The sequence below is a fragment of the Pseudomonas sp. YQ_5 genome (assembly GCF_043103305.1).
GTDB lineage: Bacteria > Pseudomonadota > Gammaproteobacteria > Pseudomonadales > Pseudomonadaceae > Aquipseudomonas > Aquipseudomonas putida_Y.
The window spans coordinates 174,085-187,652 of sequence record NZ_JBICJS010000044.1 but is presented as its reverse complement, the minus strand read 5'-3'; the positions used below and the strand labels follow the sequence as shown (position 1 = coordinate 187,652).

Here is a 13,568-nt window from a genome sequence, read left to right as displayed (position 1 = left end):
ATGAAACAGCTGCTGGCGAGCGTCCTTCTGGCTCTAGGTCTGGCCAACTCCATGGTGCTGCAGGCCAGCAGCGAGCCACGCCATCTGCTGGCACGCTCAATCAGTGCCGCTGCCCCGCTGGCGTTATCCGGCGAGGATCGCAACTGGCTGAAACAACACCAACGCCTGGTACTGGGCAGTGCGCGCCCCGACTACCCCCCGTTCGAAATCAATGTGAGTCAGCATGACTATGAGGGGTTGAGCGCAGACTACGCCGGCATCATCGGCGAACAGCTTGACATACCCATTGAAGTACGCCGTTTTGACAGCCGTCACGAGGCCATCACTGCCCTGCGTGATGGCCGTATCGACTTGCTGGGTAGCTCCAACGCTTTCGAAGCGGCGGACGCCCAGCTTAGCCTGAGCACCCCCTATGCCGACGACCTGCCAGTGATCGTCACCCTCGAGGGGCGCAGCTTGAAAAGCACGCCCAACCTTGCCGGCCTGCGCCTGGCGATGGTCGATCACTACCTGCCGGCCGCCAGCGTTCGCGCCCAGTACCCCAAGGCGCAACTGAGCCTGTACCGCTCGACCCTGGCCGGGCTCGCCGCCGTCGTGCTGGGCGAGGCAGACGCCTATCTGGGCGATGCCATCAGCACCGACTACATGATCGGCAAAAGTTTTCAGGGCGCGTTGAAAATCGACCATTTCTCCCAACTGGCCCCAGAGGCTTTTGCCTTCGCCATCGCCAGCGACAACCCGCGCTTGCATCGGCTGGTGGACAAGGCGCTGTCACGTATAAGCGAAAGTGAACGTCTGAACATTCTGCGCCGCTGGAGCAGTGGTAACACCAGCCTGCTGCTGCAGCGCCACCTCACTGCCTTGAGCGAAGAAGAAGAATCCTGGATCACCGCCCACCCCACGATCAGCGTACTGGTCAATACCTCGCTGGCACCTTTGACGTTCAATGATGCTCAGCACCGCCCTAGCGGTATCACCCTGGACCTGCTCAAGCAGATCTCATTGCGCACGGGGCTGCAATTCAAACCGGTCGAAAGTGCTTCATCGCAGGTAATGATCGACCGCCTGGTCCACGGCGAAGCACAGATGATCGGCGCGCTGGGCTATGGCGCCGACCGCTTGAAGCAACTGCGCTACACCCGCCCCTACCTGGTCAGCCCGCGCGTGCTCGTCACCCGTGACGACGGCGAATCATCTGCACAGGCCAAGAACCTGGATGGCAAGCGCATCGCCTTGGTGCGCGGTTCCCCTCAGGAGGCCGTTTTGCAACAGCGATACCCACAGGCCGAGCTGGTCGAAGTTGACAACCCCCTCGCCCAGATGGAGGCCGTGGCCAACGGTGTTGCCGACGTGGCCCTGAGCAGCCATATCAATGCTACCTATTACATCAGCCATGTGTTCAAGGAACGTTTGCGCATCGCCGGCGTGCTCGACGATGCCCCGGCCATTGCCGCCTTTGCCGTAGCGGCCGACCAGCCCCAGTTGCAGGCCATTCTCGACAAGGCGCTGCTAAGCATTCCGCCTGAAGAACTCGACCAACTGATCAACCGCTGGCGTACCAGCACACTGGTGAGCGACAGCCCATGGCGCGACTACCGCACCCTGGCCTTGCAGGTGCTCGTACTGTCGGCCCTGCTGCTGGCCGGGGTGGTGTTCTGGAACAGCTACCTGCGCAAGCTGATCAATCAGCGAACCGAGGCACAGCACGCGCTGCAGGCACAGCTTGCGCTGAGCCGCGGGCTGCTGGAGCAGTTACGCCAGGCCAAGGACGACGCCGAACAGGCCAGCCAGACCAAAAGCACCTTCCTGGCCACCATGAGCCATGAAATCCGTACCCCGATGAATGCCGTGATCGGTCTGCTGGAACTGGCCCTGGAAGATAGCCGCAGCGGCCGCAGCGACTCCCAGACCTTGCAGACCGCCCATGATTCGGCCATTGGCCTGCTTGAGCTGATTGGCGATATTCTCGATATTTCTCGTATCGAATCCGGGCACATCAGCCTGCAGCCGGTGCCTACCAATCTGGTCGAACTGGTGCGCGCCACGCTGCGGGTGTTCGAAGGCAATGCCCGGGCCAAAGGGTTGCATCTGCAGGGCGAGCTGCCGGCAGAACCGGTATGGGTGCTGGCTGACCCACTGCGACTCAAACAAATTCTGTCCAACCTGATCAGCAACGCCATCAAGTTCACCGACCGTGGTGAAGTGCAGGCATGTCTGCTGCTACCCAAAGTTGCCGGCCACGGCAATCTGGCAATCGAGCTGAATGTGCGCGACACCGGCATCGGCATCAGTCCCGCCGACCAGGCCAGGCTGTTCAATGCCTTCGTTCAGGTCGATGGCCCCAGGGCACGTCAAGGAGCTGGCTTGGGGTTGGTCATCAGCCGTACCCTGGCCGAACTGATGGGCGGCTCCTTGAGCCTTCAGAGCGTCGAGGGCGTTGGCACCCGGGTGCAAGTCAACCTGCAGTTACCCGTCTGCGCAGCACCGGCACAAGCGGAAGAGCAACTCACGGCGCCTGAAAGCAGCAGCGGCCCGCTCAATATCCTGGTGGTCGACGACTACCCGGCCAACCTTCTATTGCTGGAACGGCAACTGCAAACCTTGGGGCACCACGTGACACTGGCGGAAAATGGCGAAATCGCCCTCGCACGCTGGCAGGACGCGAGTTTCGACCTGGTGATTACCGATTGCAGCATGCCGGTCATGGACGGGCATGAACTCACCCGGCGCATTCGCAGCCTGGAGGTCGAGCGCGGCCTGCCGGCAGGCCGTATTCTTGGGGTAACCGCCAACGCCCAGGCCGAGGAGCGTACTCGCTGCCTGGCCAGCGGCATGGACGAATGCCTGTTCAAGCCGATTGGCCTGCGCACACTCAAGACCCATCTGCCCCAGGTGCACCCTCAGCAGCCGTCGCCAGCCCCCTGCCATAGTGGGTTCGACCTGGCCGAATTGCGCCACCTGACCCAGGACGACGAACAGTTGACGCGGCATTTGCTGGAGCAATTGTCGATCAGTGTCGGTGAAGACCTGGCCGCCCTGCGCGCCTTGGCAACAGATGCCCCTGATGACGCAGTGCGTATCTTGGCCCACCGCATCAAGGGTGGCGCCAAAATGATCAGGGTGCGCACCGTGGTCAAAGACTGTGAAGCTATCGAACACGCCCACGCACAAGGGCTGCCGACCGCCGAACAACGCGCGCAACTGCAAGTCAGCCTGCAGGCACTGCTTGACGAGATGCGCGAGGCGCTCAGTGCAATTGCAGCGTCGAGCTGATCTGGCTGATGGCATCCACGACGTGCCGTGAGCCTTGCTGGATTTCCATGATCACCGTGCCCGCCTCATTGGCCAACGCCACGCCGTGACCGGTGCGGTTGAGGCTCGATTGCATGCTGGCCACTGCCAATAGCGACAGGTCGTGGTTCTGCCGCACCACATCGACAATTTCCAGGGTGGCCTTGCTGGTTCGCGCGGCCAGGTTGCGCACCTCATCGGCCACCACGGCAAAGCCGCGCCCGTGCTCGCCGGCACGCGCAGCCTCGATGGCTGCGTTAAGGGCCAACAGGTTGGTCTGGTCGGCAATGCCACGGATGGTCAGCACAATCTGTCCGATCACATCCGACTGCTTGTTCACCGCATCGATGCTGCGCGCTGCGTCGTTAAGCTCCTGGGAAATCTGCTCGATTACCTGCACCGCCTGTTGCACCACCTCGGTACCTTTGCGCGCGCAGGCATCGGTCTGCACCGAACTGGCATGAGCGGCATGGGCGGCGCTTTGCTGGGTGCAGACCTGCTGGGTGATGTCGCTGGCAAACTTGACCACTTTGCACAGGCGGCCCTTGCTGTCGAAGATCGGGTTGTAGGAGGCCTCCAGGAAGACGGTCTGGCCTTGCTTGTTGACGCGTTCGAAGCGATGTGAATGGTACTCGCCACGGTTCAGAGAAGCCCAGAACTCGCGGTACTGGGCCGATTCGCGTTCATGCGCCAGGCAGAACAGCCCGTGGTGGCGGCCAACCACTTCATCGAGGCGGTAGCCCATGGTGTCGAGAAAATTCTGGTTGGCCTTGATCACCCGGCCTTGTGGGGTGAACTCGATCACCGCCATGGAGCGGCTGATGGCCTTTAGCAGGCTTTCGCTCTCGTGCTCCAGCACCACCCGCTGGGTGATGTCAGATGCCACCTTGATTACGCTGGTGACTTGCCGTTGCTCGTCCAGCACTGGCATGTAGCTGGCTTCCAGCCAGACTTCGCGCCCCGCCTTGTCGATGCGCTCGAACGTACCGCTGATTGCCTTGCCCTGCCCCAACTCGCGCCACAGTTGCTGGTATTCGGCGCTTTTTGCATAGTCCGGCTCACAGAACAGCCGGTGGTGCTTACCTCGCAGCTCCTCGGCGCTGTAGCCCATGGCCTGGCAGAAGCGCTCGTTAGCGTCGAGAATAGTACCGTCAGGGGCGAACTCGATCATCGCCATGGAACGGCTGATAGCAGCCAGTTTGGCTTGCGCATCGGCCAACGCCTGGCGGCTGCGCTGGATTTCTGCCAAATCAGACTTGCGATGGAAATCGAACATGACGCGGGGCTCCCTATGCGCGGTTTCTTGAGCATAGAACGCCGTTGGCAAGTCGTGGCATTTGTGGCATTTGTGGCGCCTCAGAGAGCCAGCGCCGCCCGCGCGGCGCATCGCGAGCAAGCTCGCTCCTACATCTGTTTCGGGCCAGTATCGCCTGTGCCTGCGCGCGCGACCGCCCTGTTTGTTCCCCGCGATATCGAGGTGAGCGCCAAGGGGACGTGCGCGTCTGCCCCAGGAATAATTGGCCCGAAACAAATGAAGGAGCGAGCTTGCTCGCGATGCGCCGCGCGGGCGGCGCTGGATCTACGCATCACCGTAAAAACCAAGGCAGGCACCTTGCCGCCCTGACACAAACTGTGCCTGCGCGCGCGACCGCCCTGTTTGTCCCCACGATATCGAGGTGAGCGCCAAGGGGACGTGCGCGTCTGCCCCAGGAATAATTGGCCCGAAACAAATGTAGGAGCGAGCTTGCTCGCGATGCGCCGCGCGGGCGGCGCTGGATCTACGCATCACCGTAAAAACCAAGGCAGGCGCCTTGCCGCCCTGACACAAACGGGCATGGAACACCTAAGAAAAGCTTGACCGCCAACAGAGAATCTAAATCTACAGCGCCTGTCTTGAGGGCGCGCCGACGCCTTGACGGTCGCTCTCAGGAGCTCTCGCGCACCATCAGCTCAAAGCCCAGATCCTGCTGCGCGTTCGTCACCCGCTTGCCATCCAGCAACGCCAGCAGCGCTTGCGCTGCGCCCCGCCCCACCGCAGCCCGTGGTGTGCGAATCGAGGTCAGCCGCGGCACCATATGCGCCGAGGCCGGCAAATCGTTGAAACCGACCATCGCCACCTGACGTGGCACCTCCACCCCTTGACGCAAGGCCTGCAGTACCGCGCCCTGGGCCAGGTCGTCGTTACAGAAGAAGATGCCGTCGACATCCGGCGCCTGCTGCATCAGCTGGCTGAACAGCGCGCTGCCCAGGGCAATCGACGATGGCTCCGGCGCCAACACTTCCAGCTCGGCGGCCTGCAAACCGGCCTCTGCCAGCGCCTGACGGAAACCCTCGGCACGCTGCATCACCCTCGGGTCCAGCTGCGCGGCAATGAATGCAAGACGCTTGCGCCCGCGTTCGATCAGGTGCCGTGCAGCAGCACGTCCGGCCTGATGCTGCGAGAAACCGACCGACAAAGCCCCTGGCTCGCCATTGAGCTCCATCATGTGCACACACGGCACGCCGCTGGCAGCCAGCATCTGCCGCGCAGCATCGCTACGCTCGAAACCGGTCAACAAAATGCCGCAGGGCTGATAGGCCAGGTAATTGCGGATCAAGTTCTCTTCTTCGGCAAGGTCGTAGTGATAGTTGCCGATCAGCACCTCGAGCCCGCGCGGGCGCATGACCTCGTGAATGGCCTCCAGGGTGTCGATGAACAGTTGGTTGGACAACGACGGGATCAACACCACCACCGACTGGCTGCGTGCCGAGGCCAGCGCCCGGGCCGCCGGGTTGGCCACATAGCCGAGGCTCGCCGCCGCGGCGATGACCTTTTCCACCAGGTCAGGCGCAACCGTGCTGACCCCACGCAAGGCGCGCGAAGCGGTAATCGGGGAAACCCCGGAAAGCCTGGCAACTTCAGCCAGGGTGGGACGACCTGTAGTACGGGAGCCGGTGCGGGACATGAATGTTGTAATTTTACTACTTGCAAGGATAGGGAACGGCCACTAAGGTAGCGCTGTCTCAGGATGCAGGCAATGTAATCTTTGGTAGCAGCCACCACGCGCTTGCCACCAGGCGTCCATACTGCGTAAGGACAAGACCAATAACACCGGGGAGGTGTCTGTTCGTCAATGGCGAGACAGCGCTATCTCACCCGCAGGAGGTACTGATGAATTCTCCCCTGTCCGCCATTGTGGTGATGGGCGTGGCCGGTTGCGGCAAAAGCTGCATCGGCGCCGCCATCGCTGCCAAAAGCGGCGGCCGCCTGATCGAAGGCGACGCTTTCCACCCTGCCGAAAACATCCGCAAGATGAGTGCTGGCATCCCGCTGGATGACAGTGACCGTGCCGGCTGGCTGGTCCGCCTTGGTGAAGAGTTGCAAACCACCACCCAAGCCGGGGAACGCCCGATCCTGACCTGCTCGGCACTCAAGCGCCGCTACCGCGATACCCTGCGCGATGCCATGCCCGGGCTGGTGTTCGTGTTCCTCGAACTGTCGCCTGCCGAGGCTGAAAAACGCGTGCTGGCTCGCCCAGGACACTTCATGCCGGCCAGCCTCATCGACAGCCAGTTCGCTGCCCTGGAATCGCCACGTGGCGAGCCCCTGACACTTGCTCTGGACGCCACCCAACCGATCGAAGCACTGGCCGAAGCGGTGGACCGCTGGCTAAAGCGCTGCGGTGAGCCGGGCCTGGCGCAAACCGCCTGACCTCGGTGGTTTTTCCGTCTCACCCAAGACAGCGCTACCCCGACCCGTAAAGCGGGCAAAGACTCCAAAAAGCTACGCCCAAAACAACGATAAGACCGAGGCCTTCAAACCATGTTCGGACTGGCTACTGATACTTTCCTGCTGCTCGACGCGATGGTTACCATCGTCGGACTGATCCTGCTGATCACCCACTTCAAGGTTCATCCCTTCGTCGCCCTCACCCTCGCGGCCGGCTTCCTGGGCCTGACCTCCGGCATGCCGGTGGCCAAGGTCATGAAATCGTTCCAGGACGGTTTTGGCGGCGTACTCGGCTTCGTCGGTATCGTGCTCGCCCTGGGCACCATGCTCGGCAAGCTGATGGCCGACTCCGGGGGGGCCGACCAGATCGCGCAAACCCTCATCCGCGCCTTCGGCAAGAAGAACGTGCATTGGGCGATGATGTTCGCCGCCTTCCTGGTGGGCATCCCGCTGTTCTTCGAAATCGGCTTTGTGCTGCTGATTCCACTGGTATTCATCGTCGCCCGGCGCTCCGGCGTATCGCTGGTGAAGATCGGCATTCCGCTGCTGGCCGGCCTGTCGGTGGTGCACGGTCTGGTGCCACCACACCCGGGCCCCTTGCTGGCAATCGGCATTTTCCATGCTGACATTGGCAAGACCATCTTCTATGGTCTGCTCGTCGCACTACCCACCGCGATCATTGCCGGCCCTCTGTTCGGTAACTTCATCTCCCGCTACATCCCGGGCAACCCGTCCCAGGAACTGATGGACCAGATCGCCAAGGAGTCCGACCAGGGCAACCTGCCAAGCTTCAGCATCACACTGATCACCGTGCTGCTACCAGTCGCGTTGATGCTGCTGAAAACGTTCGCCGACGTGGTGCTGCCTGCCGAGCACATCGTGCGCCAGTGGATGGACCTGATCGGCCACCCGATCACCGCCCTGCTCGCCGCCCTGCTGCTGGCCTTCTACACCTTCGGCTCGGCTCGCGGCTTCAATCGCCAGCAGATCATGAAGATGCTCGACCAGAGCCTGGCACCGACTGCAGCCATCGTGCTGATCGTCGGCGCTGGCGGTGGCTTCAAGCAAATGCTGGTGGACACCGGTGTGGGTAGCGTGATCGGGCAAATGGCCGTGCAGGCGGAAATTTCGCCGATCATGCTGGCTTGGCTGGTGGCGGCGGTGATCCGTATCGCGACCGGCTCCGCCACCGTCGCCACCATTACCGGCGCGGGCATCGTGGCGCCGGTGATCGATCTGGTGCCGGGGGTGAACCGTGAGCTGTTGGTACTGGCCACCGGTGCCGGCTCGCTGATCCTGTCCCATGTGAACGACGCCGGCTTCTGGCTGGTGAAACAGTACTTCAACATGACCGTGGCAGAAACCTTCAAGACCTGGAGCATGATGGAGACGATCCTGTCTATCGTCGGCATCATTTTCATCATGTTGCTGTCGCTGGTGGTGTGACCGTTGATCGGGGTAATGGCACCTTCACGTTTCGGGTAAGGCCAAAGGGAAGTATGAGCCCTACCCGTATAGCAAAGGAGCCTGCCATGCCCCGCTCAATCATCCTGTCGATTGCCCTGCTCGCCTCGCCGCTGGCTTTTGCTGTCGGCACAGGCCCGACCTACCCCGACGATCCGCACAATACAGCGCCACAGCCAGGCGTGGACAGCACCCTCAACCCGATCGAGAAGCCCTTGCCGCGGGATACCGACCCGCGCATACAGGGCAACGAACCACAAAGCCCGCCAGCCATGCAGAATGACAACCGCAATCTGCCGGGGATGGATGGCAGTGGGTCGGAAGGTACCGGCCGGCAAGGAGAAGGCAGCTCGGGCACAGGTAACCGTTGACGACCCTGCCTGTACTACCACTGACGCTTGTCGGGCCGGGTCAGACCCAGTTTTTCGATCCGGTAACGCAGCATATCCCGCGACAACCCCAGCATCCGCGCTGACTTGGTCACGTTCCAGTCGGTGCGGTCCAAGGTCTTGCAGACAAGGTCACGCTCCATGTCAGGCAGGCTTGTACCCGGTTCTGGTTCGTGCCGCGGCATTTCGAACATGGCCGCCATCGGCTGCTGCGCCAACGGCTCGTCAACCAAGGTCATGCACAGGTTCAACTGATGCGCCTGCACGACTTCGTTCGGCGCCAGCAACACGGTCTGCTCCAGCATGTTGCGCAATTCGCGCACATTGCCAGGCCAGCTATAACCGAGCATCAGGTTCTCAGCCTCGGCAGAAAAGCGCAGGTTTGGCTTGCCATAACGGCGGCTATGGTGGGCAAGGAAATGCCGCGCCAGTAGCAGTATGTCCTGGCCACGCGAATACAGGCGCGGCACCTTCAAGGCGATAATGCGAAGGCGGAAGAACAGGTCACGGCGGAACTTGCCCTGCTGCACCATTTGTTCCAGGTTACAGTTGGTGGCGCTGATCACCCGCAGATCGACCTTGCGCTCCTTCACAGCACCAATCCGGCGGATGCTGCGGTCTTCCAGCAACTTGAGCAGCTTGGCCTGCAGCACCAGGTCCATTTCGCCGATCTCGTCAAGGAACAAGGTGCCGCCATCGGCAGCCTCCACCAGTCCCACCCGGCGCTCCTTGGCATCGGTGAACGCGCCCTTCTCGTGGCCAAACAGTTCGGCCTCAAGCAGGTTGGCAGGGATCGAAGCGCAATTGAACTCGATGAACGGCCCTTTACTGCGCGAACCATCAAAATGCAGGGCACGAGCCACCAGCTCCTTGCCGGTACCGGTCTCGCCTTCGATCAGCACCGGTGGCAGGTCGTCACTGGCCATGCGCCGCTCGGCATCGAGCACTTGGCGCAGGGTGTGCTTGAGGGTGAGCATCACCGGCGACTCGCCGATCAATGCCTGCAACCCGGACTTCTGCGCCTCGCGCTCCTGGTAGAACGACAGCGTGCGTTCCATACGCTCGGTAGCCAGGGCCTTGTCCAGGGTCAGTTTGAGCTCGGCCAAAACCACCGGCTTGGTCAGGTAATGAAAGGCGCCCTCCTTCATCGCCTGCACGGCATCTTCTACATTGCCGTAGCCGGTCATCATGATCACTTTCAGGCCTGGCGCCTGGGCCACCAGGGTACGCAACAGGTCGTGCCCGCTCATGCCTGGCAACGAGTTGTCGGTCAGCACCGCGTCAGGCTGCGCCCGCTTGATCTGCTCCAGCGCCAGCTCTGCGCTGTGGCACACGATGACTTCGTAGCCCTTGAGGCTAAGGTAAGTGCGAATGTTGTCGGCAAGGATTTCATCATCCTCGACGACCAGGATGCTGTGCTCCATGTTCCCCTCCCGCTGCAATATTGAATGTAAGGCTGACGCGGGTTCCTTCCTCTTCGCGGCTGCGAAGGCTGACCGAGCCGCCAAAACGTTCCATGATGCGCTTGACCAGGGCCAGGCCTACGCCGAGGCCACCCTGTTTGGTCGTGAAGAACGGTTTGAACACCATCCGTTCCTGCTGTTGACTCATGCCTTTGCCGGTGTCGGTCAGCACGAACTCGGCACGCAGGCCTTCTTGCACATTGACCTGGGCATTGAGCATCCCGCCAGCGGGCATGGCCTCCAGGGCGTTGGAGAACAGGCTGTTGAGAATCTGCGTGAGCTGCAGCGGCTGGCTGACCACCCACTGCACGTCAGGCCCTTCGAAATGGAAGCGCACGCCGTTGCGTTCGATCTGCTGAGCGAAGGCCAGGTGGGTGTCCTCGATGGCCGCCACCAGGTCCACGGCCTCGGGTTCATCACTGGCCGGGCGCAACGACACCAGCAGGTCGCGCACCCAGCGCGACATGCGGTCGACCTGGCTGATGATGTCAGTGATGTTCTTCTGCGCAGCAGGGTTGGCGGTCTCCTGGGCAAGTTCGGCGCTGGAGAGGATATTGGCCAGCGGGTTGCGCATGCTGTGAGCCACTGCCGACGACATTTCACCCAGCGCCACATAGGTTTCGCTTGCCACCAACCGCTCTTGCTGCAGGCGCAGCATGTGCGCCGCCCGGCGCACGATCCAGAACAGCCCGAAGTAGATCAACGCCCCGCCCACCAGGGTAGAGGCCCAGATCAGCAAATAGCCGCGCTGGATGCGCCGGATCAGATCCTGCGGCTCCTTGTAGATTTCCACCATGGCCAGTACCTGCTCACCCTGGCTGTCGAACAGCGGGATGTAATTCTCGATGAACAGGTAACGCGGTGCGCGCTGGAACTTCTGCTCTTCGCGATCCTCGGCGGCCTTGTGATAACTGGCCGACACCGCCTTGCGCGAGTGAAACGCGCGCTCAAGATCACCATCATCCCCTATCCGCTTACCGATCAGCTCGACGTTGGTGGACCAGACAATGGTGCGGTCGCGGGCGTAGACATTGGCCAGCAAGGTATCCGGCAGGTGTTTGACATGATCGAGGAACTCGGCCCGGGTCGCTTCGGCCAACGCCGGGGTGAACTGCAGGTGCTGCAGGTCCAGCTGCGGGTCCAGCAACTCGCCCATGGTGGTGCCCGGCGGCAATTGCGAATGGCGCACTTCGGCCTGGGCCATTGCCTGAATGAACTGCGCGGTGAGCATGGCATCGCGCTGCACGCTGTCGCGCACCACGAAGCGCGTCGAGAAGTAACCCAGCCCACCGGCCACCGTGGTGATGATCAACAGGCTGATCACCGAAAACCAGCGCAGCAGGTTGAATTCACGCAAGGGTACGGCCAGCCCGCTGGCGGTCGCATTGGCCTTTTCGGGCGCTTCGTTTTCCAGCATCTGCATCGCGTAGTTCCCGCGCAGGGCGTACGTTCAGAACTGCATCAAGGCCAATGGCAGTAGCCAATGGTTAGCAATCCACCCGGCAGTCGCAGCTGCCCTTTGTCGTGTGTTGCGCTTCACAAATTACGCTGCAAAAACTCAGCCAGCAGGACTATTACCTATTAAAACTGTTATTTACCAGTAAGTTGAAAAAACTTTCTAGATTAATGTTGAGGAGTCTTCCCCACATTTGGGTGATTTTGACCCAAAACGTTATTACCTTTTATATCAACATCTTACATCCCTTTATTAATGTGTCTTGGTGCTTTCAGGTCAGTCGGAAACTTAACGAAACCCTCGTGCCATGACCCTCGCTGCTGCTGAGCCGAACCGTACCGCCGAAGCGTTCCATGATGCGCTTCACCAGCACCAGCCCCACCCCCAGCCCACCTGGTTTGGTCGTGAAGAATGGTCGAAAGGCCATTCGCTGCTGCTCGTCGTTCATGCCATTGCCATTGTCGGACAGGCGCAAGGTCAGGCTGCGCCGGTTGTGACGTACCACTTCGATACGCAACCGCCCACCCTGCTCCATCGCTTCCAAGGCATTGGCGATCAAGCTACTGAATACCTGGCGCAGTAATACCGGGTGCCCCAACACCTGCACGGCCGGTAAGGGTTGCAGGTCCAGGCTTACTCCGCCGCGCGCCAGCGGCACAGCGTAGGTCTGCAGGGCCTCCTCCAGCGCCTGCGGCAAGTCCACCGCCAACGCCTCGTCGTTCAGCGGGCGCAGTGACTGCAGCATCTGGCGGATCCACTGCGACATGCGATCGACCTGGCTGATGATGTCGTTGACCTGGCTCTGCGCCGGGCCTTCGTCGAACGCCTGGGCCAGTTCGGCACTTGAGCGGATGCTGGCCAGCGGGTTGCGCAGGCTATGGGCCACTGCCGACGACACCTCACCCAGTGCCACGTAGGTTTCGCTGCTGATCAGCCGCTTTTGCTGCACCGCCAGCAGCCGCGCGGCGCGGTGCATGATGCCGTACAGGCCGACATAGACCAGAGCAGCGCCGACGGTGATGGCCAACCAGATCAGGATCAGGCCACGCTCGATGCGTACGATCAGGTCATGGGGTTCCTTGTAAATCTCGACCATCGCTGTGACCTGATCGCCATCGGCATCGAACAGCGGAATGTAGTTCTCGATGAATAGCTGCTTGGGCGGGGTGATGAACTTCTGCTCGGTGCGGGCCTGTTCGAAATTGTGGTAGCTGGCCGAAACCCGCATCTTGTACTCGAAAGCCCGATTCAAGTCTTCGTCGCCTTCAATCAGCTTGCCGATCAGTGCCGGGTTGGTGGACCAGATCACTGTATGGTCCAAAGCATAAATATTGGCCAGCAGAATATCGGGCAGGTGAGCGATATGGTCAAGGAACTCGCCACGGGCCATGCGCCGGGCTTCCGGGTCGACCTCGGGCAAGTTGTTGCGGTCGGTGCGCGGATCGAGCAGTTCGCCCATGGTCCGCACATTGGGGATCGACACATGGCGCACTTCGGCATCGGCGATGGAGGTGATGAACTGTGCGGTGAGTAACGCATCACGCTCGACACTCTCGTCGATGATGAAGCGGCTGGAAATCAGCCCCAGCCCGGCCGCCACCGAGAGAATGATGGCTAGACTGACCCAGGCATACCAGCGCAGCAGGTTGAACGGCTTGCGCGGGACGGCCAACTCGCTACCGGCAGGCACGTCAATAGTGTCGGAACGAGGGGCGACGTCCATAACGGACACCTCAGTTGGGCACCTTTAGAAGGTTATAGCCCAGACTTGGGGAATCTATGGCATTAAATTGATG

8 protein-coding genes and 2 pseudogenes are annotated in these 13,568 nt (G+C 61.3%); 4 read left to right on the top strand and 6 right to left on the bottom strand.

The features are described from left to right. Complete coding sequence (locus ACF8EA_RS09045; RefSeq protein WP_392521654.1) at positions 1-3,273, top strand: transporter substrate-binding domain-containing protein; 3,273 nt, start codon at positions 1-3, stop codon at positions 3,271-3,273. Here the strand turns inward: ACF8EA_RS09045 and ACF8EA_RS09040 are convergent. From ACF8EA_RS09040 to ACF8EA_RS09030, 3 genes and pseudogenes are all read right to left on the bottom strand, one after another. Next, positions 3,248-3,667, bottom strand: a pseudogene (locus ACF8EA_RS09040) (methyl-accepting chemotaxis protein); the annotation flags it as partial. The gene ACF8EA_RS09045 and the pseudogene ACF8EA_RS09040 sit on opposite strands and share 26 nt — an antisense overlap. 117 nt (positions 3,668-3,784) lie before the next feature. Continuing rightward, positions 3,785-4,567 (bottom strand): annotated as a pseudogene (locus ACF8EA_RS09035) (PAS domain-containing protein); the annotation flags it as partial. Positions 4,568-5,216: 649 nt separating this feature from the next. Next, positions 5,217-6,236 carry a LacI family DNA-binding transcriptional regulator gene (locus ACF8EA_RS09030; RefSeq protein ID WP_021782988.1) on the bottom strand — a complete coding sequence of 340 codons (1,020 nt, stop codon included), beginning with the start codon at positions 6,234-6,236 and terminating at the stop codon, positions 5,217-5,219. 206 nt (positions 6,237-6,442) lie between these two features. Here ACF8EA_RS09030 and ACF8EA_RS09025 point away from each other — a divergent pair, with 206 nt between their 5' ends. The 3 genes from ACF8EA_RS09025 (at position 6,443) to ACF8EA_RS09015 (ending at position 8,835) form a co-directional block, all read left to right on the top strand. Continuing rightward, positions 6,443-6,982 carry a gluconokinase gene (locus ACF8EA_RS09025; protein ID WP_021782987.1) on the top strand — a complete coding sequence of 180 codons (540 nt, stop codon included), beginning with the start codon at positions 6,443-6,445 and terminating at the stop codon, positions 6,980-6,982. Between the two features lie 111 nt (positions 6,983-7,093). Continuing rightward, positions 7,094-8,446 carry a GntP family permease gene (locus ACF8EA_RS09020; protein WP_103462453.1) on the top strand — a complete coding sequence of 451 codons (1,353 nt, stop codon included), beginning with the start codon at positions 7,094-7,096 and terminating at the stop codon, positions 8,444-8,446. A gap of 86 nt (positions 8,447-8,532) precedes the next feature. Continuing rightward, on the top strand, positions 8,533-8,835 hold the full coding sequence (locus tag ACF8EA_RS09015; RefSeq protein WP_021782985.1) for a hypothetical protein: 303 nt from the start codon (positions 8,533-8,535) through the stop codon (positions 8,833-8,835). A 14-nt stretch (positions 8,836-8,849) separates the two neighbouring features. Here the strand turns inward: ACF8EA_RS09015 and ACF8EA_RS09010 are convergent, their stop codons facing one another. The 3 genes from ACF8EA_RS09010 to ACF8EA_RS09000 form a co-directional block, all read right to left on the bottom strand. Beyond that, complete coding sequence (locus ACF8EA_RS09010) at positions 8,850-10,277, bottom strand: sigma-54 dependent transcriptional regulator (protein WP_338444874.1); 1,428 nt, start codon at positions 10,275-10,277, stop codon at positions 8,850-8,852. After that, complete coding sequence (locus tag ACF8EA_RS09005; RefSeq protein ID WP_392521653.1) at positions 10,246-11,739, bottom strand: sensor histidine kinase; 1,494 nt, start codon at positions 11,737-11,739, stop codon at positions 10,246-10,248. Before ACF8EA_RS09005 ends, ACF8EA_RS09010 begins: the two co-directional genes overlap by 32 nt. 304 nt (positions 11,740-12,043) lie before the next feature. After that, positions 12,044-13,495: a sensor histidine kinase gene (locus ACF8EA_RS09000; RefSeq protein WP_103444467.1), complete on the bottom strand. Its 1,452-nt coding sequence runs from the start codon at positions 13,493-13,495 to the stop codon at positions 12,044-12,046. Positions 13,496-13,568 lie beyond the last annotated feature (73 nt).